Raw genomic sequence first — 23,053 nt, 5'->3', positions numbered from 1 at the left:
TTTAAGTACATTGCAGACATGTAAGCAAAGTAAAAGCCTTTTCCAGAAAGGCTTTTGGCCGCAAAATTAAGTATTGTATTAATTCCACATAATTGCAGCCATAGCAAAATGTCGTGGTGATATAGCGTTCGACCGGATCTATGATCTTGGTATCAAAGCCAGATAGGGGCCCGAAGCACTGGGTCCAGTTGAGCCATTTCTCGGTGTCACACAGCACATCCAGAATAGAGACGGGTTTGATCTTCCGTTCAATGAGTGCCTTCACTTCCGCCAATCCTTCAGGTAATTGACGTTGGCGTTTGTGGATCACCAGGCGGTCTTTTTTGAAACTCAAGTGAGCATTGGTGGGAAAGGCCTGATCTGCCGTCTTAGCCGCCGTTCGCAACCGCTGCTTCATCTCTTGAACAAAGGCCTTACCCTCCGTTGGCAGATTGATCATCTTGCCATACTCTTCAGCTGAGTCCTGGTATTCTTCCCAAGAAATCAACTGGCTGTAATAGTCCCCAAATTCATTACTGCCAGGAATATACAAATCCCCCGACTGCAGTTCCAGACTGATATGAGAGAACACGCACAACTCAAAGTAAAGGCGATGAATTTTAGTGGGCGTAGTCTGTTGCGGGTCAGTGATCAATGACCGCCACTTGCTAGGCACCCAACTGAGATCCAGCATCGGGACAACCGCTTCATCAGGGGTGCCCTGATTGACGATCTGAGTCATCGGCACCCACTTACTGCGTTTGGACCGGTGGGCTTTGATAAATTCAATCGCGTTGATTAAAGACTGGTCCTGGGTACTGGAGCACAAGGGAAGTTGCTCTAGGAGTCGAAAGAACACGGCTCGATGAGCACGATAGAAACGAGTCAAAAAAGAGAAGTAGTTGTTGCCCACATAGGCTAAGTGCTCTTGGCAATCGTCAATAAGCGGTTGTGGATCATCCCCAATCACAATTTTCATCGATTTAAAGCGAGTGGTGATCCGACCTTCAGAGTCAAAGGCCAACAGGACATGCAAGAAGATGTCGATGAGTTCATCCGTGCGAGCTTGCGTCTTGCGACGATAATCACTCAGGGCTTCTGCCCCCTTGTGATGGAGCTGGCGGACCCGTTTGATAAACATCTCCGCGAGATCATCCAGGGTGTTGGCATATTGAGTCGATAGCAAGGCCAGGGCTAAGGTATAGCGTTTAGCATCGCTCATTTCTTTCATGCGAGCGGCATCTAAAGACTGGGCCTCCGCAGCAAGAGCCTTGATCTTGACGGCGGGAATATCCTGCAAACCGGAATTTGGGATCTGCAGATCAGCCAACCATTCCAATCGCTCAATCCACTCTTGCAGCCGCGAGAGCAAGGGTTTGCCGGGGTCTTCTTTCAAGCGGTTCCACAACGATTTCTCTACTAGCGAAGCCGACACGAACAACCGATTCAGCTTCACCCGCTCCGTCCGCTTTAAGGTCTGACTGACTTGTTCATACTGCTTTGTAGCCACCGCTTTGCGGACCTCTCGTGCAGCTTGGTCTAGGGTATAAAAAGCTGGAAGCTCAAATCGATGGCGGACCAATTCTTCAATGGCCACATTGATCAAGTCTGCGAGTTCATGTTTGGTCAATGCCGCCTTTTCCATCGATTCATAGACAACTGCACTGGCTTGGGGACCATACTTGGTGATTTGCAAATAGCTGCGAATCACCCGCAAATGCCGTTGATGGGCTTTAGAACGATCATAAGTTGCCAGATCCGGTTGGAAACCGCGTAGGTCAGCTAAGGTGGCAATGTGACGTACCGCAGCAGTAGGCGCATCACTGGTCTTGATGGCATAGCCTAAGCGTTGATAAGTTTTCAGGGACACCAAAAACCCCAATTGAGTCTGAGCACTACGGGTGAGGTGCTTTGCTAAGGCTAATTCCTCTTGGGTTGGGGTGTAGATGGCTGAAAGATCTTCATTGGAGGGGTTCCGCTTTAAGCGCGGATAAGCAGTCTCATGTACACTGGCCACCGCCCCTACTCTCCTTCCATCTGTAGTTGGGTTCGATAGGGCGTTCCGCAATAGGGGCAAAAACGATGCTTGAGAGAGGTGATGGGTTCTTGGCAACTGATACAGCGATCTTGTAGGCGAGTGCCACAAGCGAAGCAGTGTTTAGATCTAAGGTCCATCCATAGGGGTTCAGGCGCACTGCCGGCGCGCCAACACTGGGGGCAAAATTTCAAGGTTTGTGTAGCTTGGATGGCTCGACCTCTGCTAATGGAATCCAAGTAATCTGGCGGGATTTGTAGGGCACATGCTAAACCCTGACGTGTTTTGTGATTGAGGGAGTGGGTTTTACCGCGCTCCAGCTTACCCAAACTTTGGGCGTGGATATTGGCCTTAAGGGCGACTTCCTTCTGGGTGAGACCGAGTCTGACTCGCAGGCGGCGAAGATACTCAGCCAAGGATTCATCAGGATGGGGGAGGGCATCGGATTCTAAAGGTTGCATGGATTTATCACTTAATATTCCTTCCCCAGAGGTATAGTGCATGAGGCGAAGTGAGTCTTTAGATTTAAGCAAAGCTCCAGATGAATCAGCCTTTAGCCACCGTGGCAACCCAGTTTTTAGATCGCCCCCATCTGGCTTCGAGCACTGCCCGCTCCTATGAACTGACCTTGATGCCGTTACTGAAGCGATATGGCAGCTGGTCAGTGGAATTATTAGATGCTGAAATCCTGTCTGAGTATCTCAATAGCCTGACGCACCTGTCTTACACGACTCACCATCGGCATCAAGCCACCCTCAAGGCCTTACTCAACTTTGCTGTGCGCCAACGGTATATCCGCAGTAATCCCATCGCCCAGCTAGAGGATCGTTCACCGGATAAAACCAAGGGGGAACACCTAAGTGATCAGCCCATTCGGTTCTTAAAACCAGAGCAATTGAACACCCTATATCAAGCTGTTTATAACGATGCGCGTTTGTATGCACTGGTGAAACTATTGCATCATAGTGGGGCCCGCATCTCAGAAATTTTGGCCTTGGATTTGGCAGAAGTCGATCTGGAGCAACGGCAATTTCAGGTCGTTGGTAAAGGCAACAAAACCCGTTGGTGCTTTTATAGTGAAAATGCAGCTGCAGCCTTGCAGACATATATTCAGCACTATCGCTATACGCCTTCGCCAGCATTGTTCACAGCTCGAAAGACCCCTACCAGCCAAGTTACCCGTCTGAGTTACAGAACTGCCCATCATCACTGGCATCAATCGATTCAAGGCTGTCCACAGCTCCAAGGGATAAGGTTGCACGATCTGCGTCATACCTTTGCGACTGAGCGAGTGGGGCTGATGGGCTTGGAAGAACTTAGGGCCTTAATGGGACACCAGCATATCCAGACCACCCTTCGCTATCAGACCGTCACGTCCGAACAAGCAAGAGGGGCAGCTCAGCGAGCGTTTCACCAGTTGGAATATGCAGTTCCATAAGATGCTTTTAACTTACGAATATTGGCAGCCCATAAACTACTGTTTTGGAAGTAAAGATGGAGACATCTCAGAATATAAGAATTACTCTGCAATCGAAGAATGAGTTTAAAAACGAGGCTAAGACAATGAAAATGACTTCCATTTCACGGAATTAAATTCAAACGTCGCCTGGAATAACTATCAGATATAGATTGCAGCCTTATGGCCCTCTAACCTAGGAATCGTTGTCATACCCCGACTGCCATCTGGAACACGGGGGTGTTGAAAGTTTGGTTTTATATTGACCATATTTAGTCGTTCCATTACCGCCCTTGATCTTAAATTATTGGTCGATGTGAACGAACAAACCTCTGGTAGCTGTAACACCTCAAAAGCGAACCTTAATGCTTCCTTTGCCGCCTCAGTCGCATATCCATTTCCCCAGCTTTTCTTGGCCAAACGCCATCCAACTTCTACACATGGAGAGAACGGTAGATCTGGTGGGGATTCGTGAAGTCCGACGAAGCCGATAAATTTTTGATCACGTTTTTGTTCTAACGCCCAGAGTCCCCAGCCATGTTGCAAGATTAATGATTGATACCTTTTAGCAGATTTATCACTTTCAGATTTGTTCATTATGTTTGGAAAAAATTCCATGACTATAGGATCGGAATTTAATTCAGCAAAAATAGGAAAATCATCCTCTCTCCATTGCCTCATAATCAACCTATCTGTTTCTAGCTCTATTATGTGGGCCATATCTACAACTCCTACTCTTTATCAGGTGACTATTCTCAGGGTTTCTCATAATCAGATTCTTAAGACGTGGTTTAGTATCATTCAGGCATTTTTTCTAAAACCAACTCTTAGATACTGAAGTTTGGCTATGACGACAAGAGCTATGAACTTACACCGCTAGTTTTTCCCAGACAGATATATGGTGACGACTGGTGTTAGTAAATGGCTCTTTCTTCCAACTTCCCCACCTCGCTTTGAGTCTCATGTTTGCGATTCTTGCCATCAGATCAAGTTCAGATGGCCAGACATAGCGAAATGGGGTTGAAGATAACTCCATCTTTTGGTCGCGAATTCTCAAGTGATGTGATTCTAAGGTTTGAGAAACAACATCATAGGTATCTATTCCCCAATGATCATCATGAAACTCGAACACATGGTTGGTTTCCCCTAAAGGCAACAGTTGGAGAGCTGGAACCATCACCTCAATAACAAAACTTCCTCCAGGGTCGAGATGAGAAGCTGCATTTTGAAAGGTAGACACCTGTGCATTTTGTGTGGTCAGGTTCATGATGGTATTAAAAACCAAATAAACTAAAGAAAATGATCCTTGACATGATGTAGTTGCAAAGTCACCCTGAGTGACAGAAATTTGAGTCCCGCCTGGTTTTGCTGACAGTTCAGCGAGCATGGCCTTAGAAAGATCGATACCATGCACTTCGATATTCTTCTTTGAAAGCGGCAGGGCGATTCGACCTGTACCAATACCAAATTCCAGCGCCCTCCCGCTAGTAGCAAGTTCGGCTAAAAAATCGACAGCGGGTTGTACTGAATCAGGATCATTAGAACCGATGTCGTCATCATATGTTGCAGCGATATCTTCGCCGAAGTATCCATCATTTGTCATGGTTAAGTTATGGAATAATTTACGTTTGAAGATACTGAAAGTAAAGAAATATCGGTAGGATAGGTCTCCCTTCTATGTTTCAATTTGCACCTCTACCCATCAGAATCTTGTAGGGGAATTTGTCATGGTTGAGAACATCTGTTCTAAGTTCTGAAATGAAATTGTTGAATAGCCCCGTACTTAGGTACCTTTCACCACCGCTGGGTTGAATCACAACAATTAACTTCTCTGCATTTTCAGTTCGCCGAGCTACTTGCAGAGCAGCCCAAAGTGCAGCGCCGGATGAAATGCCAGACAGCAATCCTTCTTCACAGGCTAAACGACGACTAGTGGTGATCGCATCTTCATCCGCGACCCGAATTACCTCATCCAATAAGTTAGTTTGCAGAACGGAGGGTACAAATCCGGGTCCAATCCCCTGGATTTGATGCAAACCAGGGTTTCCCCCAGATAAAACAGGGCTAGTCTGAGGTTCTACAGCGATCGCCTGAAACGAGGGCTTCCTGCGCTTAATGGCTTTGGCAACACCTGTGATTGTGCCACCAGTTCCCGCACCAGCCACGAGGATATCCACCTGTCCTTCAGTATCCACCCAGATTTCCTCCGCCGTTGTTTGGAAATGTATCTCAGGATTAGCAGGGTTCTGAAACTGTTGCAGCATAAATGCGTGGGGCACAGTTTCTACTAAGTCCATGGCTTGTTGGATGGCCCCTTTCATCCCTTCTGAACCCGATGTCAAAACAAGTTCTGCCCCGTAAGCGCTTAGAAGCTTGCGCCGCTCCTGGCTCATGGTCTCCGGCATAGTGAGGATAAGACGATAGCCTTTTACCGCTGCTGCCATGGCTAGTGCAATACCTGTGTTGCCTGCCGTGGGTTCCACCAAGACTGTCTTGTCTGGGTGAATCTGACCTGCTTCTTCCGCAGCTTGAATCATACTGACCCCAATCCTAGCTTTGACGGAGCCAGAGGGGTTCATGCTTTCTAGCTTGAAAAGAATACGTCCAACACAGCCTTCCGAAGCTGGAATCCGATTGAGCTGCACCAATGGAGTGTGGCCAACTAGTTGAGTAATATCATGGGCAATACGCATAGTGTTCACCTACCTTGCAGTTGCGGAATCGACTCGACCGCAGCACTCATTGGCCGGAACAGCTTCCATCATCTTTTGAGGATCAGGGAGATCGAGCGCGTTCATGAATTCGATGAAGGTATTGCGGCCTCGTCCCTTAAATCGAGGATTCCACTGCCGTTCTTCTTGGATGGTAGAAACAGTCAGACCGTGATAATCATGCCCTGGATAAACAAGAGTTGCATCTGGCAACGTAAACAACTTTTGAGTCACGGAGTCATATAAGGTTCCTGCATCCCCACTTTGGAAGTCGGTCCGGCCACATCCCCGAATGAATAGGGCATCGCCTGTGAGGATATGGTCGCCATTCACCCAATAGGCATTATGGCTATCCGTGTGGCCGGGGGTGGCGATCGCCTTCAGTGAAATATCACCCAAGGTTAGAACTTCACCATCTTCAAGATGACGGTCTGCGCAGGCAGCAGGGGCTTGCGCTGGGACAATGCTCAGACAACCCGTTTTGGACTGAAGCTGATGAGTCCCTGTAATGTGGTCGGCATGAATGTGAGTCTCGACGCAAAAGCAGAGCGTCAGGTTCAACTCCTGCAGCAGTTTGAAATCGCGTTCTACCTGCCCCAGCACTGGATCCACAAGTAGTGCCCTATGACTTCCGGGATCAGCAATTAAGTAGGTAAAGGTGCTCGATTCTCTGTCATAGAGCTGTCGAAACAACATCGTTTCACTCCTTTTTGCGTTCTGCTCAGCACTGCCTCAACGGGCTGGAAGTAGCTTCCGCTGCGTGAGTAGTTCCGCTGCATTAACGTTTTCAAGCAAAATGTGTTGAGCCCCATGAACTAGACTTCAATTCTGCTAACAGTGCCTTATGTGTTCTACGCAGCGGACTCTAAAGTATGTACCTCTAAACGGTTGCATACTCAAAGGCTGAACTGTTGAGATCCAGGCCAGTGACATTATCCACCACGCCAATTAACTCAGGGGTTTGACCCTCCCCCTTAGCAAAGATAAAGGTATCGCCTTGCCCACTCCCCAGTTCATATAACTCGGCACTGCCATGTAGACGAATGACGTCTTCTTCCAGATGGAACTTCTTGATTAGCCCATAATCTGCAAAGCCCAGGGAGGAGGCATTACCGTCATCATAGTGAATACCCAAGGCATCTCCTAAAACAAATGTATCAGCGCCTCTGCCCCCTCGATACACATCCTGCTCGCCCTGGCCCGGTGTGAGATCATCGACCTGAACGCCGATCAGGAGATCGTCTCCAGGACCACCAATGAGGGTGTCATGTCCCACCCCTCCAATTAGGACATCATCCCCTCGATTGCCCCACAGCTTGTCATCTCCATCCTCTCCGAAGAGTTTGTCATTGCCGCTTTGACCTCGCAGATCATCATTCCCTTTGCCACCGAAGACCGTATCGTTGCCACGTCCAGCTTTCAGCAGATCGTCGATATCACCGCAGACAAATAGCTGATCCTGCTCAGGGGCCACATAGGCTAGCCCAAAGGGATTTGCTCCTTGGCCATTGACACTGCTTTCCCCCTCGGGCAGCGTTGGGTCATCCAATGAAAAAACACTGATGGCATTGGCATCCGCACCGGAATGGGTGACAAACAGGCGATCGCCATCATTGGTCACAGCAACGTTATGAGGCGTAGTAAATGGCGTATCGACGCCGCCTAGATCGCCCACAATTTCATTGGTGACCGTATCGATGGCAAACAAGCCATTATCTCCACCCCCCGAAATATTGGTGGTGTAGAGGTATTGACCATCAGCAGCATGGATTGCCCCGTGAGCACCTGGTTGATCAATCGAACCGACCTGCTCTAGGTTGGTTTCTCGTCGATCAAAAATGTCGAGGCGATCTCTTCCTTCGGACAGGACATAAAGCAAATTATGCTCTGGTGCTAGGCTGACATGAGCGCCATCCCCGATTGTTGCCGATGCCACAACCTCAAAGGTTTGAGTATCAATTTTAACGAGCAGATCACCCGTTTGATCCGGTTGATTAATCGTGACATAGGCGTACTGACCATCCAGAATGACATCGTGGGGTTGAGCATTCGCCCCAATCAACGATGCTGGCAGTTCAACCCGCTCAATCTCCGTTTTTGCTTGTGGATCAATCACGGTCAGGGTGTCATCAATGTCATTGACAACCCAAAGCTGGTCTTCCTTGGGGCTGGCCCACATATGGAAGTTCCCAGCCCCGGTCTCTAACGTACCTGTGATTTCGTAGGTGTTTTGATCGTAAAAGACCACGCGATTATTGGCGCGATCGGCAACGGCTACTTCATTTGTTCGATTGAGATAGGAAATATACATGGGTTCGCCAGGCGTTCCATCCGTGCCCATGGGCAGCTCGATGGTGCCAAGCACGACTCCTGTATCCTCATTGAGGATAGAAAGATTGCCAGAGTTGCGATTCGCAATCACAACATGTCCACGTCCAGAATGTAAACGGAAAGGGTTAGTGTTCATCGAAAAATCTCCATAGGAATTCAGGTATTCAACCTGTTCAACCAGCTTGAATACGGAGGGTAAGTACGGAATATCTGAGAAAGGGGCTGCCCTACCGATTGCCTTGGGATATCACCTGCAAACAGGGCTTCATTAGGAATATTGACTCGGGGTGGGATACTGCTGATTCAACATCCAATTACCGATGTCTTTGAATTTGTAATCAATCGGGTCGTGCAGGCTAAAGGTGCGAAGGTCGCGCCAGTATCGGTCAAAGCCATAGTTGGCAGCAGTGGCTCTAGCCCCCATCCCATCAAAGATGTGGGTGGTGATTTTGAGGCCCGTCTGGATGGCAATTGCTCGGGCAGAGGCCATTGCGATCGCAATCTCACCTCGCTCTTCTGCCATTAGATCTGTCCCCTTTTCCCAGCCCGCTTGTAGGGCTTCAGCCGCTTGATGGGCGAGGGCGATCGCAGCCTGTAGCTCCGCCCACATCTGACCATAGCAAAGCAGAATAAACGGATCCTGTGTTGCTGTTTCCACATCGGACGCTATCCAGGCTCGGGCTGAGGTGGTTGTGTACCTCTTGGCAGCCTCCAGCGCTCCCTCAGCAATACCGAGATAGACGAAGGTTTGCCCTAATAAAGCAATCAGCGATTTGAGGGTGGTGGATGCACCGTTAGCCAGAGGTGGTCCCAAAACCTCTTCTGGTTTCACCAAAACATCATGGAACGTATAGCTGCCACTGGCGGTGCGACGTTGTCCCATCGTGTCCCAGTCATGGTTATAGGTAATGCCCTCTCGGTCCATCGGCACAACACACAGGACAGGATGGTTACTTTTCTCCTGCATGGAGAGAACGATGCTGATATCAGCAGCGACCATCCCCGTACAGAAGCTCTTAACGCCATTGAGACGAAAGCCCCATTGACGCTCATCAGCTTTAGTCGTTGATCTCGACTATTGAGGGCATTGGCCCAGAAGAGGTTCTGCTGGGCGGTTAGACGGTAATATTGCTCTGCCTGGCCCGGCCCACCCACCAGCCTGCCCATAGAGACTAAGGTTGTGTGGTTCGCATAGAGTTGGCCCACTGACCCCTGGGCTTTGGATAATATCTGGACGACGTTATAAGTCTGAGGCCAGGTGGCTCCTGCACCTCCGTATTCCCGAGGGATAGGAAGGAGTAGCAGCCCAGATTGCTTTAAAGCGCTTACTTCCTCAACTGGACTGCCAGCTTTGGCATCCTGCTCAACTCCATGGGCAGCGAGTTGGGCAGATACTTGATTTGCGATCGCTCGATAATCTTTGACCGTTGCGCTCAACATGGGAGCAGACGGTATAGACTCTGTATCGGTATTTGGAGAACTACAAGATTGGGTTCTCATAAGATGAATCTCCATCGGTGTGTTGACTAATGGGGAACACACCCGATTGGCGCTATCGATTGGGTTGGGGCGTCATCCGTAGATAGGGCTTAATTTCGTTAACACCCTTGGGGAATTTCTGCTTCGCATCTGCTGTTGAAATGCTGGGTGCAACCACAACATCATCCCCATCTGTCCAGTCCACAGGCGTGGCCACACTGTAGTTATCGGTTAGTTGTAAAGAGTCAAGAACCCGCAAAATTTCATTAAAGTTTCGCCCCGTACTCGGTGGATAGGTAAGGGTCAGCCGCAACTGTTTGGCGGGGTCGATCACAAACACCGTCCGTACTGTCACCTTGGCATTAGCATTGGGATGAATCATGCCGTAGAGATTGGCCACGATCTGATCCACATCGGCAATGATGGGATAGTTGACAACGGTATTTTGGGTCTCGTTGATGTCGTTTATCCAGCCCTTGTGGGAGTTAACATCATCGACACTCAAGGCAATCACCTTGGCATTCCGTTGAGCAAATTCAGACTTGAGTTTGGCAACACTGCCGAGTTCAGTGGTACAAACGGGCGTGTAATCTGCAGGGTGAGAAAACAGGACAACCCAGGAATCGCCTGCCCAGTCATAAAAGTTAAGGTCACCCTCGGTTGTTTTTTGAGTAAAATTCGGGACTGTATCACCTAGTTGAAGAGTCATAGTTAGTCTCCTTCGATAAGCCATTGGTTTGCAAATCAACCCCTCCCAATCAGAATCCTGTGCCAACCCCTAAATAGGCGACACTGTCTTCCCACATAAGTGTGCAGACGATTAGGAGAAGTCTGGACGTTTACCATCTATTGTCTATACGACTGTCCGATCTGAATGGATGCGAGTGTTTAGAAATATCTCACTCATCCACGTCACTTTCTGTAAGGCAGGTTCTCTGGGCTGTCGTTACAGAAAAGTTTAGTAATAGTTATGGATGTGTACTGGGGTGCAGTATCTGAACGTTCGAGATCTGCTCGGGCAATGTTTTTCAGAGCCCTATTCATAGACACCCGGGCTTCGATTGTATTGATGTTGACATGGTAGTTTTTTCCAAACGACTGTGGACATGTTTATGGGTCATGTATCTATATTGATCTGGATCAAAGCGAGATACCATGACTAAGATGCTCTTGTTTTTGACCGAAACGCCAAGTTGTGAGGCTTCACTCTGCAAAATAGTGCCATGGATGTTCTGTCGGACGTACTGCAAGTTATTCGGCTATCGGGAAGTATCCAGTTTTGTCATCGATTGTCTGCGCCCTGGAGTCTACAGACGCCACCATCTGATGAGTTGGCTACGGTGCTGAATGCAGAGGCTCAACGGATTGCCTCCTTCCATATCGTGGCTGAGGGGAAGGGATGGGTTGAGCTTGAGGGGAGTCAAGATCCTCAACCTTTTAATCAGGGAGATGTGATCTTGATTCCATCCAGCGCCGTTCATATTTTGGCAGACCGTCCTGATCGCCGACCTGCCGCTTTCCTGGATATCCTCAACGCTTCGCCTCCACCCATCCAAGGTTTACCGGGGTTGACATATGGGGGGCAGGGGCAATTGACCCAAATGGTTTGTGGGTTTGTGGTGTGTGAAGAACTGTTATTCACCCCTTTTTTAAGTGGATTGCCTCCCCTCATGCTGATTAGCACTCAATCCGAGTCGGCATCTTCCCTGTTAAAGATGGGGATACACCACATTATTCAAGAAGCGTTAGATGTATCACCGGGGAGTCGTTGTTTACTGGAACGGCTCACAGAACTACTGTTTGTCCAAATTCTGCGTCACTCGATTCAACAGAACTCAGAGCAGGACTTCGGCTGGTTATCGGCTATCCAGGATCCGATTGTGGGTCCGGTCCTGGAGTTATTGCATGCCCAACCGGAGCATGATTGGAGCGTTCCTGAGTTGGCTACTCGTGTTTCTGTAGCTCGCTCGACCTTAGCATCACGCTTTTCAAAACTATTAGGACAGCCCCCCAAGCAATATCTAATCCAGTGGCGCTTACAGTTGGCCATAAATCTGTTGAGGAGCACAAATGACAGCATGGTCCAGATTGCGGCTCAGATTGGATACGAATCGGAAGCGGCCTTTAGCCGAGCCTTTAAGCGTCAAGTCGGGATGCCCCCTGCGACCTGGCGGTCTCAGAATCGACCTCTTTAAAGGATTTTTTGTGCCGTCAGCACAGGTCGATTAAATATTTAAGCACCGAGCAAGGAGGCATTGACGAAAGTGGCATCAACTTTAATAAAATATAATTTACCCTCAGCAACTTGCCACTGGCAACTCATTCCAACACGTCGTGTATCGGGGAGAGCGCCATTTTAACTGCATCTGCCAGGTCTGCCGTAGACCCAATGCCGCAATCTCCAGCATCCCTCGCCCGAACCGTCCATTGACCTCATCCATGATCGACATCAGGCATTTCTGCAATATCTAAACCAACGAATGGAGAGCTATGATTGATAGAAAAAAATTTCTTAGTGGCTTATTTCACCATAGATCGGAGCAATAAATCAGCCTCTTTATTAGGCAACCCTTGTATGCAAAAAACACCACTATAGCCATTTGTCCTTTTTACTGGCATGATGCATCTTCCTACATGATCAAAAGGAACATACTTAGGCTTGTCTTTACAGTGGATACTGGTCCCACTTGATGCACAGGCAGTCGCAATTGAAAATCCATTACCACCTATTAATAATTTATCGAGTTTTACTGTCTTTCCCCAGGCATCACCGATTTCATTGGTGCAAACTTGGTTATTTATCACATACCAATATTCAATGGAGGCCCCTAGACCTGTAAAAATGCAGCCTCCAACATACTCCGAAGCAATAGAGATGGTTTTGTCAATTTTCAATACTTCTCCTAATTTTTCCCCATCAACCAGGGCTGAAGATGAAGCAATTAGGAAAGAGGATGCAAAAGTTATAATTTTATATGGCGAAAAAAGCAGGTTAAACATGACATCCAGCTATTTCAACTGATTTTTTAGGGATATCATAGAATCAATTTGAAGCCAAGCAATTAGACTCCCCACAGTCTCCTTCACATCATCCTCTCCTGATACCACCAGATCTGCCACCTCAACTCCAGGAGCGACCATGTTCGTATGCGTAGGCATTCCATGGACGTACCAATCCTGGATTATTTTTGACTCTGAGTCTCAATTTCTCGTTTACCTCTCTAACAAACCTCCAATTCATCCGTAGATCATCTGGCGTCTCAACGTAAGCCCTGAAGTCCAGATACTCCAAGATTTCGGGTAGTGTCAGTACGAAAATCCCTTCCATGAGGATCGGATGGGGATGGACCTGAACTCACCAGACAAAGTTGGAAAATCTTCACACAATACTCAGGTTTAGCCTCTAACCTCGGTAGTAAGAGCAATCAATCCCCACTGACTGGAGTCTTCAAGTGATTAAAAAAATAATCCCAAGTAGTTTTAATACAAAAGCGTCAAAAGCCTCAGATAAGAATGATGATTTATGTTCAGGTTGGTGGTTAGAGGTGGGTACTGCAAATCCTCCCTGTATAGATTTCTATGGGCCTTTTGAAGGCAAAGCTGAGGCTGAGGTTGCAAAACTGGAATATGTCTAAAAATCTACTAAAACATCTCAAATCATTTTCTCTCACAGTAAATTTTGCCAGCCACGCCAGCGCACACTGACAGAGAAAGACTTCACCATTCAAGATTTGGAAGATTGCCCTCCTACATTTTTTGAAACCTTGCTGATTGGTCCACGTATTTATTAAATAAATGAGTTAAGGCTTTTAAATTTGACATAGTTCAGGAACTTCCAAATTTCAAGATTCTTATAGGAGTATTTCTCTACCATTCTGCTTTGACTCCCACTTCTTCGTTAGAAAAGCAGGAGAAAAGTCCATGTTAGTTATGCAGCAAGTAAATCAGATCTTTCATCAGGTCACTTCTGATTCAGTCAGATGTGGAGCGCTAACTATATTCGCTGTGGCACCGGGACTATTCATCGGTGTGATGTGATGCTACTCACCCCATCAACTGCTTTAAAAAACGATGAAGCAGGTAGCAAAATCCTCTAAGAGTCTAAAATTTTTGATAACGGATATTGGTGTTATGAAGCTTATCTGGTTAAAATTTCTACCCCTGTCAGCATGTCTATTGCTCTGTATTTTTCCGCGAAACGCAATGGCTCTTGAATCTCATGATGAAGTGCAAGAATCAACTAAAGTGTTTACGGAAATCAATCGCGAACCTAAAACTCGGATCCCCTCAAGTCTCCTACAACGTAGTCAAGCGATCGCCATTCTTACCAATGTCACCCAAGGGGGATTCATCTTTGGAGTTCGACGGGGCGATGGCGTTATCCTCATTCGCAAGCCGAATGGTGGTTGGAGTAATCCAGCCTTTATTACGATTACGGGAGGTAGTTTTGGTCTACAAGCAGGTGCTAGATCTAGTGATGTCATCCTGGTCTTTCCCAGTCAAACTGCGCTAAAAACTGTGCTCTCTGGGGCATTTGAATTTGGAGGGAGCGTCTCGGGAACTGCAGGACCTGTGGGAGAACAACCCGTTGAGTCTTTGGAAGGATTCAATGGGGATAAAGTCTATACCTACTCCCGCAGTGAAGGGCTCTTTGGTGGGGTGACTCTGGAAGGCTCCGATCTAGATGATGATGACGAGCTGAACAAGGAATTTTATGGGCAGCCTATTACTGCTACTCAAATTTTCCAGCGGTCCTCTATGCAGGCACCTGTAGTTGTTGACTCACTCAAACAGGTTCTTCAACAAGCTGAAGCTGGGATTCGTTGACCATTGCAGCATAATCACGACTTCGCCGGTTGAGTGGCACTAACTTCTCCACCCCCAGCTAAAAAAATATTGGCCAACCATTTTCGACAGGTAGATATGGAATTAAGGGTTGCAATTCATAGGCAAAAAATCAGCTCTGAATTCATACATATCACGAATGGAAGATCGTGATCTCATCCGGTCTATTCATGCATCTGTCCCTCCTTTTTTTCATCCTTCTTCTCCTTGTGCGTTTTCGGGTTAGATCTTGGGGTCGTTTCTCTCGTTGTTTTCTCCTCATGTGAACGGTCAATACTCAGTTCCCCTTCTGGCTTCAAGGTCAGTTTGCTGGTCAATTTCCGCATGGATTCTCCTCGCAGTGAGACCTTCATCGCATCATGGATAATCCGGTCCAGGATGGCATCAGCCAGAGTGGGATCTTGAATTTGCGAGTGCCATTGCTCCAGGGGCATTTGCGTGGCGAATAAACAGGAGGCTTTGCGGAACCGCTCGTCTAAGATATCGAGCACTTCTCTGGCTTCAAAGACAGACAGTGGATCTCTAAGCCATTCATCCAACACGAGTAGATCGTAGGCTGCTAATTGCTTTCGGAGTTTGGGATAAGACCCATCTCCTTTGGCCAACTTCAACTCCAGCACTAGGTCAGCGGTTTTGATATAGCGGACGCTATGGCCTTGCTTACACAAATGATGGGACAATACGGCCGCTAAGAAAGACTTCCCAACGCCCGTCGGCCCTAGGATGATCAATGACAGATTTTCCTGGAGCCAATGGCCTTGAGCAAATTCAAGGAACTGGATTTTACGAAGTCCTCTGGGCACATCAAAGTCCACCGCATCTAAGGTGGCATGCACTGGCAGTCGAGCTTGCCTGAGTCGGCGTTGCATTCGTTGGTTTTGTCGTCGGATGTATTCGCGCTCTACCATCAAGGCCAGTCGTTCATCGAAGGACAGATCATGATAGGTGGGCATCGCCTGCTGTTCTCGCCAAGCTTCCAAAAAGCCCGTGAGCTTCATGTGTTGCAGCTGGTCAATCATTGCTTGCATGACTTTCTCCCCCTATGTCGCTTGATAGTATTCGGACCCTCGGACATTGACATGGTGAATCGGAATCACCTTATGGGTTTCATCCGGTAAGGGGTCGGATTCCAGTTTGTGTTGGAGCATGGACTTGAGATAACGTTGGCCCACCATCCCCATGGCATTGGCTCTTTTGCAGGCTGCTTCCAATCGTTCGGGTCCATGGGTTGTTCTGAGATGTTGCACCCCTTTTAAGGTCCGAAACGCCTGTTCATCATGGGCTTTCTTCTCAAAGATCTCTATCACTTGCTGCTTCGTTGCCGGTCCAACCTTCTCGGCCCAAGCTAGGAAGGTCTCTCTCGATTGGGTTTTGTGAGCCAAATGTGCCGGTGGCATATGCCCCTCTTGCGTGGAATGCTGAAACGGCAAGCTTGAACGTTCATGTATCGCAATGCGCTGATGGTCATGAAAAATCTGTACTAAGGATTCAGTGATCTTGACCGATACCGACTGACCCACATAGCCATAAGGGACACTGTAATAGTGGCGGTTCACCTCAATGTGGTAATCAAAACTCACTTTCGCGGTTTTAAATTCGCCAAACTCAAACCCATGGCTGGGCAAGGGTCTGAGTTCTGGTTGGTCCACTTGCTCAAATAATTCTCGACGGGATAGACCATAGGATTTCATGGTCCGATGGTTGAGTTTCTCTAGCCCCGCTGCAATCGCTTCATTCAGTTGCTTGAAACTGGTAAAGGTCTGGTCTCTCAAGGGTGCGAGAATATGACGTTCCACTTGCTGCACCGCATTCTCCACTTTGGGTTTATCCCGAGGGCATTTGGGGCGAGCGGGCAAGATGATCACGTTGTAGTGTTCCGCAAAGTCTTGATAACTCCGATTGATACCGGGCTCATAACGGCACGGATCTGTGACTCCTGACTTGAGGTTGTCTGGAACGATAGCGACCGGCACCCCACCAAAGAAGGCCAAGGCCCGTTGATGAGATCCGAGCCAGTTCTTGATGGTTTGGCTTTCGGTCGCTTCTGCATAGGTGTAGTTGCTGGCGCCACAGCAGGCCACAAATACTTGAGCTTGAGTCACCTCACCAGTTTTGGGATGGACCACCGGAACGGTCATTCCGCAGTAGTCCACAAAGATTTTTTCCGCTCCCTTGTGGGTCTGGCGCATGGATAGCGAGTGCTGCTTTTTCCACTGACGGTATCGACGGCAAAAGCCACTATAGCTACAGTTCCAGTCTCCGCGCTCTTTACCCTCCATCCACAGTAGGCCGAGGGTGACCCCTTTGCGTTGCATCTCTCGATGTACATATTCGAAATCAATGGCAGGTTTCTTGCGGGAAGACTGACGCTGACCTTTTCCCAGCAAATGCTGGATATCACTATCACTCAGTTGGTTTAACTGGTCGTAACTGAGGGATTGACGCTGGGCACGATGCAGATAGTCTCGGACAGTAGAACGGGCGATTAAGCAGCTACGGGCGATCTCAGATTTATTGTGACCGAGTTCATGTAAGCGAATAATTTCTCTAAATTTACTCATCGACAGGGTTGCTCCTTGACGTTTATAGGCCATGGCCGTCTCCATTCCTCTGGCTAATGCACAGAAGTTTAGAGGGTGGCCTGGTCTGGTTTAACCTGTCGAAATGATGGTTAGGGGGGTGGCGAAGTTTACTGCCACTTATCCAGCGAAGTTATTACCACAGGGGTGGCGAAGTTGATTGCCATTGGGCCGGCGAAGATAACTTCCACAGGGGTGGCGAAGTTGCTGCCATTTGACCGGCGAGGTTGCCCTCCCAAAGGGTGGCGAGGAAAGTAAGAATATGCAACCATCACTCAAGCTCACTATTTGAGATATTGGGGGTTCGAGTCATGATGCCACTTCTCCGTAATCGTGCCGATGCTGGTCAACAGTTAGCAACTCAATTAACTCACTATGTAAACCAATCCAATGTTTTGGTAATTGCCTTACCTCGGGGAGGTGTCCCCGTTGCTTTTGAGATAGCAAAGGAACTCAATGCACCTTCAGATATCTGCCTAGTGCGTAAGTTAGGTGTCCCTGGCATGAGCGAGCTGGCAATGGGAGCAATAACTTCAGATGGGGTAATACTGTTGAATGATGAGGTTGTCAGTGAACTAGATATTTCTCCTCAGATTATTGAGCAAGTGGCAACCAATGAGATGCGAGAATTATACCGCCAAGCTTACCTTTATCAAGGTGATCGTCCACCATCCCGTATTCATGATCATATTCTTATTCTTGTTGATGATGGGATAGCTACAGCTACAACGATTCGAGCTGCTATTGTCATGCTTCAGAAGCAGCAGCCTTGTCAAATCGTTGTAGCTGCTCCAGTGATTGAAGCAGGGACTTATGAAACATTGAAAACTGAGGTGGAAGAAGTGGTGTTTCTGATAAACCCACAGCCTTTGTACTCGATAGGCTTCTGGTATGAAGACTTTTCTCAAACATCTGATGAAGAGTTGAAAAAGTTGTTAGCTATTAAATATCGATCCAAGTATCGTTAAAAAAGCGTTACTACGTAGTATCTGAAGTTCTGCCACTCCTAGACAGTCAGCACGAATACTCCATCTCATTGCAAATGGTCAAATGGGGTGGATGACAACGCTGAATATGGGCAACTATGTTCTGAGCCTGTTCTGCTTCTAAATCTTCTACATACCCAAACAATGCCGCTTCTGCTTCCTTGCGAATCAGAAAGGGACCAAAAAAATAAGTGCATATCGGAGATAACGTTTTGATCTCAACCCACCAGGCTAGGCCCAGGTGATTCGATAGATCAGCCAGGAAACTTGATAGAGTAGCCATCATATTTGTAGGGGTGTAATTTACAAATTACTCTTTATCATTCATTCATCAAGACTAGAAAGAAAACTTGAGAATTATGTGAGGACTGAGATCGTTCTAACAAAATTTAGCTAAGGCTCTTAACTTCCTAAAGCTTCCAGGAATGACTAATTATGTATGACATAAATAGCCTTGTCGAGTGACTAGACCTCAGTCGCTTCAGAAGATCGATTATCAGTCCCGTGTTCAGGGCTTCTGGGAGATCATAGTTGCCACAGGGAATGTAGCGGTAATAGCGATCGTGACTGATGAGCAGGACACGACCATTACAACAAATCACTAGGATCTTTATTGTTCGAGAAATACCTAAGATTTATTTGATTTTCGCCCGGAAACTAGATACATCACTGCTCCACCACTCGTATAAAATTCCTCTTTAAGAAGAGATTGTTCAACTGACTTATTCTTTCTCAACATCTGTACCCAGTAAGCCTCAAAACCTTGTTCAGTCCCTCCACCTGCTAGAAAATACCGTAGAGATTCTGCTCTGCTCCAGCGTCCTCGCTCAAACCAATCCAAATAAAGCTGCTTAGAAACTTGTTGTTCCTTAGAACTGTAGGGCGGAAATAAGGGAGACGCTTTATCTGATATATACGTTTGAATGTTTTGCAACCCAAGCTTAGCGAAATAGCCTGGCACCAGATCCCCCAGTGAGCTATTGCCTTCACCTAAGCTGATTTTTCCTCGTTCGCAAGTCGCATGACACTCCACATCTTGGCAAATCTGCTCTATTGATCCTTCCGTGCTTAAGCTACTAAACATCAGTACACCTGCTAAGTTATTAGGCTCTGCGACGACAAGCAATCCTCCAGGCTTCAGGACACGCATCATTTCCCCCAATACTTTAACGGGATCAGCCATGTGAATGAGAACCGTTTGGCAAGTCACTAAATCGAATTGGCAATCTGGCGAGGGGAGTGCATCAGCATTCCCTTGTTCATAGCTGAATCGTTTATCTAACCCAAGATCTTGTGCTCGTCGTTCTGCTTCTTCTACCCATTTTGGTTCCTGATCAATGCCAACTAAAGTAGTATGAACTGGCAGAATTTGAGAGAGAACTTGACCCCAATGCCCTTGACCACAGCCAACATCTAGCACGGTGTTGACATTCTCAACTTGCCATCTTTGCCCCATCAACTGTAAAAAATCTAGATTCCACCAGAAATCTCGCGCTTCTCCAAAATAGTCAGATGAATGAAGCTTCTTTTTAGGCTGACCAGACACCAGAACTCTCCAAATTAAAAACGTTGATGTTCATTGGTTGATCTACTTCATTAATCTAGGGATTAGTCCTCAGACGCTAATGCATCTAACTGTGCTAGAAGAGTTTGAGCACGTTTCCACTTCTTAGGATTCTCCCAAAGCTTAGATTTTGCGATCTTTCGCGTGAGAGATTCAAATTCAACTCTGGGAGAATCTGGCTTGGGATCACAACAAAGCGACTTAATCCGTTCCTTGATTTGAACGAGAGACATTTGTTTCTCTATTGCTTCTTTAAGTAAACGCCGACGTTTTCGTTTATCTTTGACTCGTGCGATTGCCTTTGCTTTGGTATAGGCAATCGCACCCTCACGCAATTTTTCTAAAATATCAGTTGGTAAATTTAGAAGAGGTAGGCGGTGGACTCTAAAGCTTTCTAAGGTAGTTTGTCCAAGAACGGTAAGTGTTTCCTGCATACTTTCTAATTGACGGACAACGTTGTCCGTCAATTCTTGGCCTCGCTTTTTAGCATTAGCTGACAGATTCAGCAAAGCAATGACCTCCTCTTTGGAAATACTCTGTTCAATACTGAATAGATCTAATATCCCTTCAGTCTCTTCAACAGGATTGAGGTCTTCGCGCTGTAAATTTTCAACTAGAGAGAGCTGTAAAGCTTCCTGATCACTTAATACCTGAATAACTACAGGTACTTTCTCAAGACCCGCTTCTGTCGCTGCTCGGAAACGTCTCTCTCCAGCTACAAGCTCATGCTGACCTTCGTCAAGCAATCGAACTAAAAGAGGCTCTATGACGCCATGTTCTTTGATCGAAGCAACAAGCTGGCGCATCTTACTCGGATCAAAATATCGACGAGGTTGCTTTAATGGAAGTTGTAATTCATTGATTGGTAGTAAATCGACTTTTTTTTCCTTTTTAGCAGCTTCAGGAGGAGGTTCTAGGAAAGCCTCGATCCCTCTCATTTTTGAGAAATTATTCCGTCGTTTTGTCATGACAGTTTTTCCATTCCATTGGCAATATCTTCCAGAACCCTTAAAGCTGGATGTTTAGGATCGTGGAGGGATAAAGGCAGACACTTTTGGGTGGCATCAGGGAATGCAGTAGATCTTGGTATAGGAGGATAGACAGTTGTAATCGCAGATAATTGTTCCTTAATGGCATCCAATGTACTTTCATCCTGTACGTTACGAGAGGCATAGATAGTTGGAATAACCCCGGCAAGCTTAAGATCTCGATTAGCGTTCTTACGAACCGCTGCAACACTGTTGAGGAGTAGCTCTGTTCCTTTAAAGCTTTTATGTTGAGTATGAATTGGGATGAGTACGTGAGTTGAAGCAACTAAACTCAAAACACTCAGTATCCCAAGACTAGGAGGAGCATCTATCAAGATAAAGTCATAATGCTCTAGCTCCGACTCCAGAACAGTTTTCAGTCTTAACTCCCTCATTATGGTCGAAACTAATTGCATTTCTGCAGCGCTTAGATCAATATTCGATGGGATTAAGTCTACATGATGGATATCTTTATGGATTGGCAAAAGACCTTCATCCAAAATAGCATCACAGATCGTTTGTTCAAGATCACCAGGCTCTAAACCCATAAAAATAGTCAGGCTGGCTTGAGGATCCATATCTATCAGCAACACGGAATGTCCTCGTTGCCCTAGGTGATAACCAAGATTCATGGTTAGAGTTGATTTCATCACTCCACCAGCTTGGTTATGGATCGTAATTATCCTTGTCACAGCAAACCTTCAAGCGACTATCACCAGAAGTTTAATTGAAAAAGGGAAATTTTGGAGACAATTTCGCTTATGGATATTCTCAAAATATTTAGAGCGTGGAAGTGTCAAGGGATTAGTTCAGATACTAAAAGAAATTAAACGTCGGTTACTGAACATTTTTCAGGGCCAATTCAGGAGCGAGAGTTGATCTAAGATGACACCAGATTGGTCATCTTAAACACTCAAAAGAGCATAGTGCATTACGAACTGGTAACGTTGCTCCACTAAAACAGTGCCTTTGCTCTGCTCCCTACTTCTTCTTGAAATCATTACGCTACTGCAATATTGACCCTTCGCTGGGTTGAACTGCCTGAACTCTAATCTCTTGAATCCACACATTACTAAAATGCTCAAATTCTTCTCCAGGCACGAGAACATGCCGTGACCCTTTTTGCTTGGCAATATATTTATCGCGCCATAACCCCCAAGCATAAATGGATGGCAACTCTAAATCCACGCTGTATTTATTCCAAGAATCTCGCTGATAACGCGACGAATCATAACGCACTCGCCTAGAGTGAACTTCTATTAAACCTAAGCCAATTAGCTTTTGAAGAAACGCAGGATATCCAATTGGTTCATCCCCATAGCAAATAATTGGTAATTCGTAAGAAAGCCTAACCGCTTTATCAGGATATTTCTTAGTAAGCCTAAGAATTCTTAGTTGAGTCTGAGTCAGAGATGGGATGTAAACCATAGTATTAACCCATGCTGTTGAGATTCTAGCGCACCTGGCCTCTGAGGGGACTTAGGGGCTAGGTGCGCCAGTTACTTGGCTAGGATTTAGCAGCTTCTTGCTTCATCACATCAGCAAGGGTCACTCGCTTGGCCCCAGTCCGACGCTTCCCACCACCACTAACCACAGCAGGAGTCGGGTCTTGAGGTACGGCCAACTCATCATCCAGTGGGTCAGGATCAACAGGTAGATCAAGGACCGGAATTCTATTGAATACAGACTTAAGTAAGACTAAAAAACTCACCCACTCTCAACTAGAGAGTAAGGAAACACCATTGATTTGTAACTCACCACTTCCCCAGAACATCAAGATTAACTACAACAGAGACTGTGACAAGACAGGTGGTGCTTTACATGAAAGATACCCAGAGTCATTCTCAAGTCAGGAAGGAACAGAAAAATACGTCCAAGAGCAACGACAAAAGGAATGGGACTAACCTGCATCTCAAACCCCTGAACCTGGCAGCAGGGGTATTTTCGGTTGATTTCTATTCCAAATAACACGCCTTATCTGCATTAGACAAAATTTCAGACTAAAAAACGACCCTTCCAAACCCGTCTCCAGAACTCTTTCCAGCATTGACTCTGGAGAT

Annotated in this window: 25 protein-coding genes and 2 pseudogenes; 5 read left to right on the top strand and 22 right to left on the bottom strand. The window is 46.8% G+C overall.

Translation table 11 applies throughout. From position 1 onward, the window contains the following. Window position 1: 1 nt before the first annotated feature. Complete coding sequence (locus ON05_RS35075) at window positions 2-1,996, bottom strand: DUF4158 domain-containing protein (protein WP_010474291.1); 1,995 nt, start codon at window positions 1,994-1,996, stop codon at window positions 2-4. Window positions 1,997-2,001: 5 nt separating this feature from the next. After that, window positions 2,002-2,475: a double zinc ribbon domain-containing protein gene (locus ON05_RS35070; RefSeq protein WP_010474292.1), complete on the bottom strand. Its 474-nt coding sequence runs from the start codon at window positions 2,473-2,475 to the stop codon at window positions 2,002-2,004. Window positions 2,476-2,555: 80 nt separating this feature from the next. Between ON05_RS35070 and ON05_RS35065 the strand changes: the two genes are divergently transcribed. After that, complete coding sequence (locus ON05_RS35065) at window positions 2,556-3,452, top strand: tyrosine-type recombinase/integrase (RefSeq protein ID WP_010474293.1); 897 nt, start codon at window positions 2,556-2,558, stop codon at window positions 3,450-3,452. Window positions 3,453-3,632: 180 nt separating this feature from the next. On the opposite strand, the gene ON05_RS35060 is transcribed toward ON05_RS35065, so the two are convergent. The 9 genes and pseudogenes from ON05_RS35060 to ON05_RS35020 form a co-directional block, all read right to left on the bottom strand. Continuing rightward, window positions 3,633-4,190: a GNAT family N-acetyltransferase gene (locus ON05_RS35060; RefSeq protein WP_262562701.1), complete on the bottom strand. Its 558-nt coding sequence runs from the start codon at window positions 4,188-4,190 to the stop codon at window positions 3,633-3,635. Between the two features lie 148 nt (window positions 4,191-4,338). Then, window positions 4,339-5,073 carry a class I SAM-dependent methyltransferase gene (locus ON05_RS35055; RefSeq protein WP_010474295.1) on the bottom strand — a complete coding sequence of 245 codons (735 nt, stop codon included), beginning with the start codon at window positions 5,071-5,073 and terminating at the stop codon, window positions 4,339-4,341. 79 nt (window positions 5,074-5,152) lie between these two features. Then, the gene (cysK, locus tag ON05_RS35050) at window positions 5,153-6,163 is read right to left on the bottom strand and encodes a cysteine synthase A (RefSeq protein WP_010474296.1); all 1,011 of its coding nucleotides are present in this window, start codon (window positions 6,161-6,163) and stop codon (window positions 5,153-5,155) included. A gap of 9 nt (window positions 6,164-6,172) precedes the next feature. Beyond that, the gene (locus ON05_RS35045; protein WP_010474297.1) at window positions 6,173-6,877 is read right to left on the bottom strand and encodes an MBL fold metallo-hydrolase; all 705 of its coding nucleotides are present in this window, start codon (window positions 6,875-6,877) and stop codon (window positions 6,173-6,175) included. A gap of 184 nt (window positions 6,878-7,061) precedes the next feature. After that, window positions 7,062-8,648: a type I secretion protein gene (locus ON05_RS35040; protein ID WP_010474298.1), complete on the bottom strand. Its 1,587-nt coding sequence runs from the start codon at window positions 8,646-8,648 to the stop codon at window positions 7,062-7,064. A 132-nt stretch (window positions 8,649-8,780) separates the two neighbouring features. After that, window positions 8,781-9,395, bottom strand: coding sequence for an acyl-CoA dehydrogenase family protein (locus ON05_RS35035; RefSeq protein ID WP_236618977.1), 615 nt, complete (start codon window positions 9,393-9,395; stop codon window positions 8,781-8,783). Between the two features lie 12 nt (window positions 9,396-9,407). Then, window positions 9,408-9,518 (bottom strand): annotated as a pseudogene (locus tag ON05_RS35030) (hypothetical protein); the annotation flags it as partial. A 179-nt stretch (window positions 9,519-9,697) separates the two neighbouring features. After that, window positions 9,698-9,952, bottom strand: a pseudogene (locus ON05_RS35025) (acyl-CoA dehydrogenase family protein); the annotation flags it as partial. Between the two features lie 112 nt (window positions 9,953-10,064). Continuing rightward, the gene (locus ON05_RS35020) at window positions 10,065-10,700 is read right to left on the bottom strand and encodes a peroxiredoxin (RefSeq protein WP_010474299.1); all 636 of its coding nucleotides are present in this window, start codon (window positions 10,698-10,700) and stop codon (window positions 10,065-10,067) included. A gap of 514 nt (window positions 10,701-11,214) precedes the next feature. Here ON05_RS35020 and ON05_RS35015 point away from each other — a divergent pair. Further along, window positions 11,215-12,186, top strand: coding sequence for an AraC family transcriptional regulator (locus ON05_RS35015; RefSeq protein ID WP_010474301.1), 972 nt, complete (start codon window positions 11,215-11,217; stop codon window positions 12,184-12,186). Between the two features lie 102 nt (window positions 12,187-12,288). Here the strand turns inward: ON05_RS35015 and ON05_RS35010 are convergent, their stop codons facing one another. From ON05_RS35010 to ON05_RS35000, 3 genes are all read right to left on the bottom strand, one after another. Beyond that, entirely contained in the window at window positions 12,289-12,441 is a 153-nt protein-coding gene (locus ON05_RS35010; RefSeq protein ID WP_236618978.1) for a DUF4113 domain-containing protein, read from the bottom strand. 70 nt (window positions 12,442-12,511) lie between these two features. After that, the gene (locus ON05_RS35005) at window positions 12,512-12,991 is read right to left on the bottom strand and encodes a hypothetical protein (RefSeq protein WP_010474303.1); all 480 of its coding nucleotides are present in this window, start codon (window positions 12,989-12,991) and stop codon (window positions 12,512-12,514) included. A 121-nt stretch (window positions 12,992-13,112) separates the two neighbouring features. Next, entirely contained in the window at window positions 13,113-13,319 is a 207-nt protein-coding gene (locus ON05_RS35000) for a hypothetical protein (RefSeq protein WP_071826360.1), read from the bottom strand. Between the two features lie 124 nt (window positions 13,320-13,443). Here ON05_RS35000 and ON05_RS34995 point away from each other — a divergent pair, with 124 nt between their 5' ends. Together ON05_RS34995 and ON05_RS34990 are read left to right on the top strand one after the other, a co-directional pair. After that, a complete protein-coding gene (locus ON05_RS34995; RefSeq protein ID WP_010474306.1) occupies window positions 13,444-13,626 on the top strand; it encodes a DUF1816 domain-containing protein in 183 nt (60 codons plus the stop codon). 568 nt (window positions 13,627-14,194) lie between these two features. Continuing rightward, entirely contained in the window at window positions 14,195-14,818 is a 624-nt protein-coding gene (locus ON05_RS34990; protein WP_236618979.1) for a lipid-binding SYLF domain-containing protein, read from the top strand. A 182-nt stretch (window positions 14,819-15,000) separates the two neighbouring features. On the opposite strand, the gene istB is transcribed toward ON05_RS34990, so the two are convergent. Together istB and istA are read right to left on the bottom strand one after the other, a co-directional pair. Further along, complete coding sequence (gene istB, locus ON05_RS34985; protein WP_010474312.1) at window positions 15,001-15,864, bottom strand: IS21-like element helper ATPase IstB; 864 nt, start codon at window positions 15,862-15,864, stop codon at window positions 15,001-15,003. Window positions 15,865-15,876: 12 nt separating this feature from the next. Continuing rightward, window positions 15,877-17,430, bottom strand: a complete 1,554-nt coding sequence (gene istA / locus ON05_RS34980; protein WP_010480399.1) for an IS21 family transposase — start codon at window positions 17,428-17,430, stop codon at window positions 15,877-15,879. 296 nt (window positions 17,431-17,726) lie between these two features. Here istA and ON05_RS34975 point away from each other — a divergent pair, with 296 nt between their 5' ends. Beyond that, on the top strand, window positions 17,727-18,383 hold the full coding sequence (locus ON05_RS34975; RefSeq protein ID WP_010480401.1) for a phosphoribosyltransferase: 657 nt from the start codon (window positions 17,727-17,729) through the stop codon (window positions 18,381-18,383). Between the two features lie 46 nt (window positions 18,384-18,429). On the opposite strand, the gene ON05_RS34970 is transcribed toward ON05_RS34975, so the two are convergent. The 6 genes from ON05_RS34970 to ON05_RS34945 form a co-directional block, all read right to left on the bottom strand. Next, a complete protein-coding gene (locus ON05_RS34970; RefSeq protein ID WP_010480402.1) occupies window positions 18,430-18,687 on the bottom strand; it encodes a DUF1816 domain-containing protein in 258 nt (85 codons plus the stop codon). Window positions 18,688-19,029: 342 nt separating this feature from the next. Then, a complete protein-coding gene (locus ON05_RS34965; protein ID WP_010480404.1) occupies window positions 19,030-19,947 on the bottom strand; it encodes a class I SAM-dependent methyltransferase in 918 nt (305 codons plus the stop codon). Between the two features lie 62 nt (window positions 19,948-20,009). Further along, complete coding sequence (locus ON05_RS34960) at window positions 20,010-20,933, bottom strand: ParB/RepB/Spo0J family partition protein (RefSeq protein WP_010480406.1); 924 nt, start codon at window positions 20,931-20,933, stop codon at window positions 20,010-20,012. Then, a complete protein-coding gene (locus tag ON05_RS34955; protein ID WP_010480408.1) occupies window positions 20,930-21,625 on the bottom strand; it encodes an AAA family ATPase in 696 nt (231 codons plus the stop codon). Before ON05_RS34955 ends, ON05_RS34960 begins: the two co-directional genes overlap by 4 nt. A 373-nt stretch (window positions 21,626-21,998) precedes the next feature. After that, window positions 21,999-22,421 (bottom strand): hypothetical protein, encoded by a 423-nt coding sequence (locus tag ON05_RS34950; protein ID WP_039781935.1) that lies wholly within the window; start codon window positions 22,419-22,421, stop codon window positions 21,999-22,001. 79 nt (window positions 22,422-22,500) lie between these two features. Next, window positions 22,501-22,704, bottom strand: a complete 204-nt coding sequence (locus tag ON05_RS34945) for a hypothetical protein (protein WP_010480413.1) — start codon at window positions 22,702-22,704, stop codon at window positions 22,501-22,503. Between the last annotated feature and the right edge of the window lie 349 nt (window positions 22,705-23,053).

This window comes from Acaryochloris sp. CCMEE 5410 (assembly GCF_000238775.2).
In the GTDB taxonomy this organism is placed as follows: Bacteria; Cyanobacteriota; Cyanobacteriia; order Thermosynechococcales; family Thermosynechococcaceae; genus Acaryochloris.
Note: the sequence above shows the minus strand (reverse complement) of the source record. Positions and strands in the feature narration are given on the sequence as shown.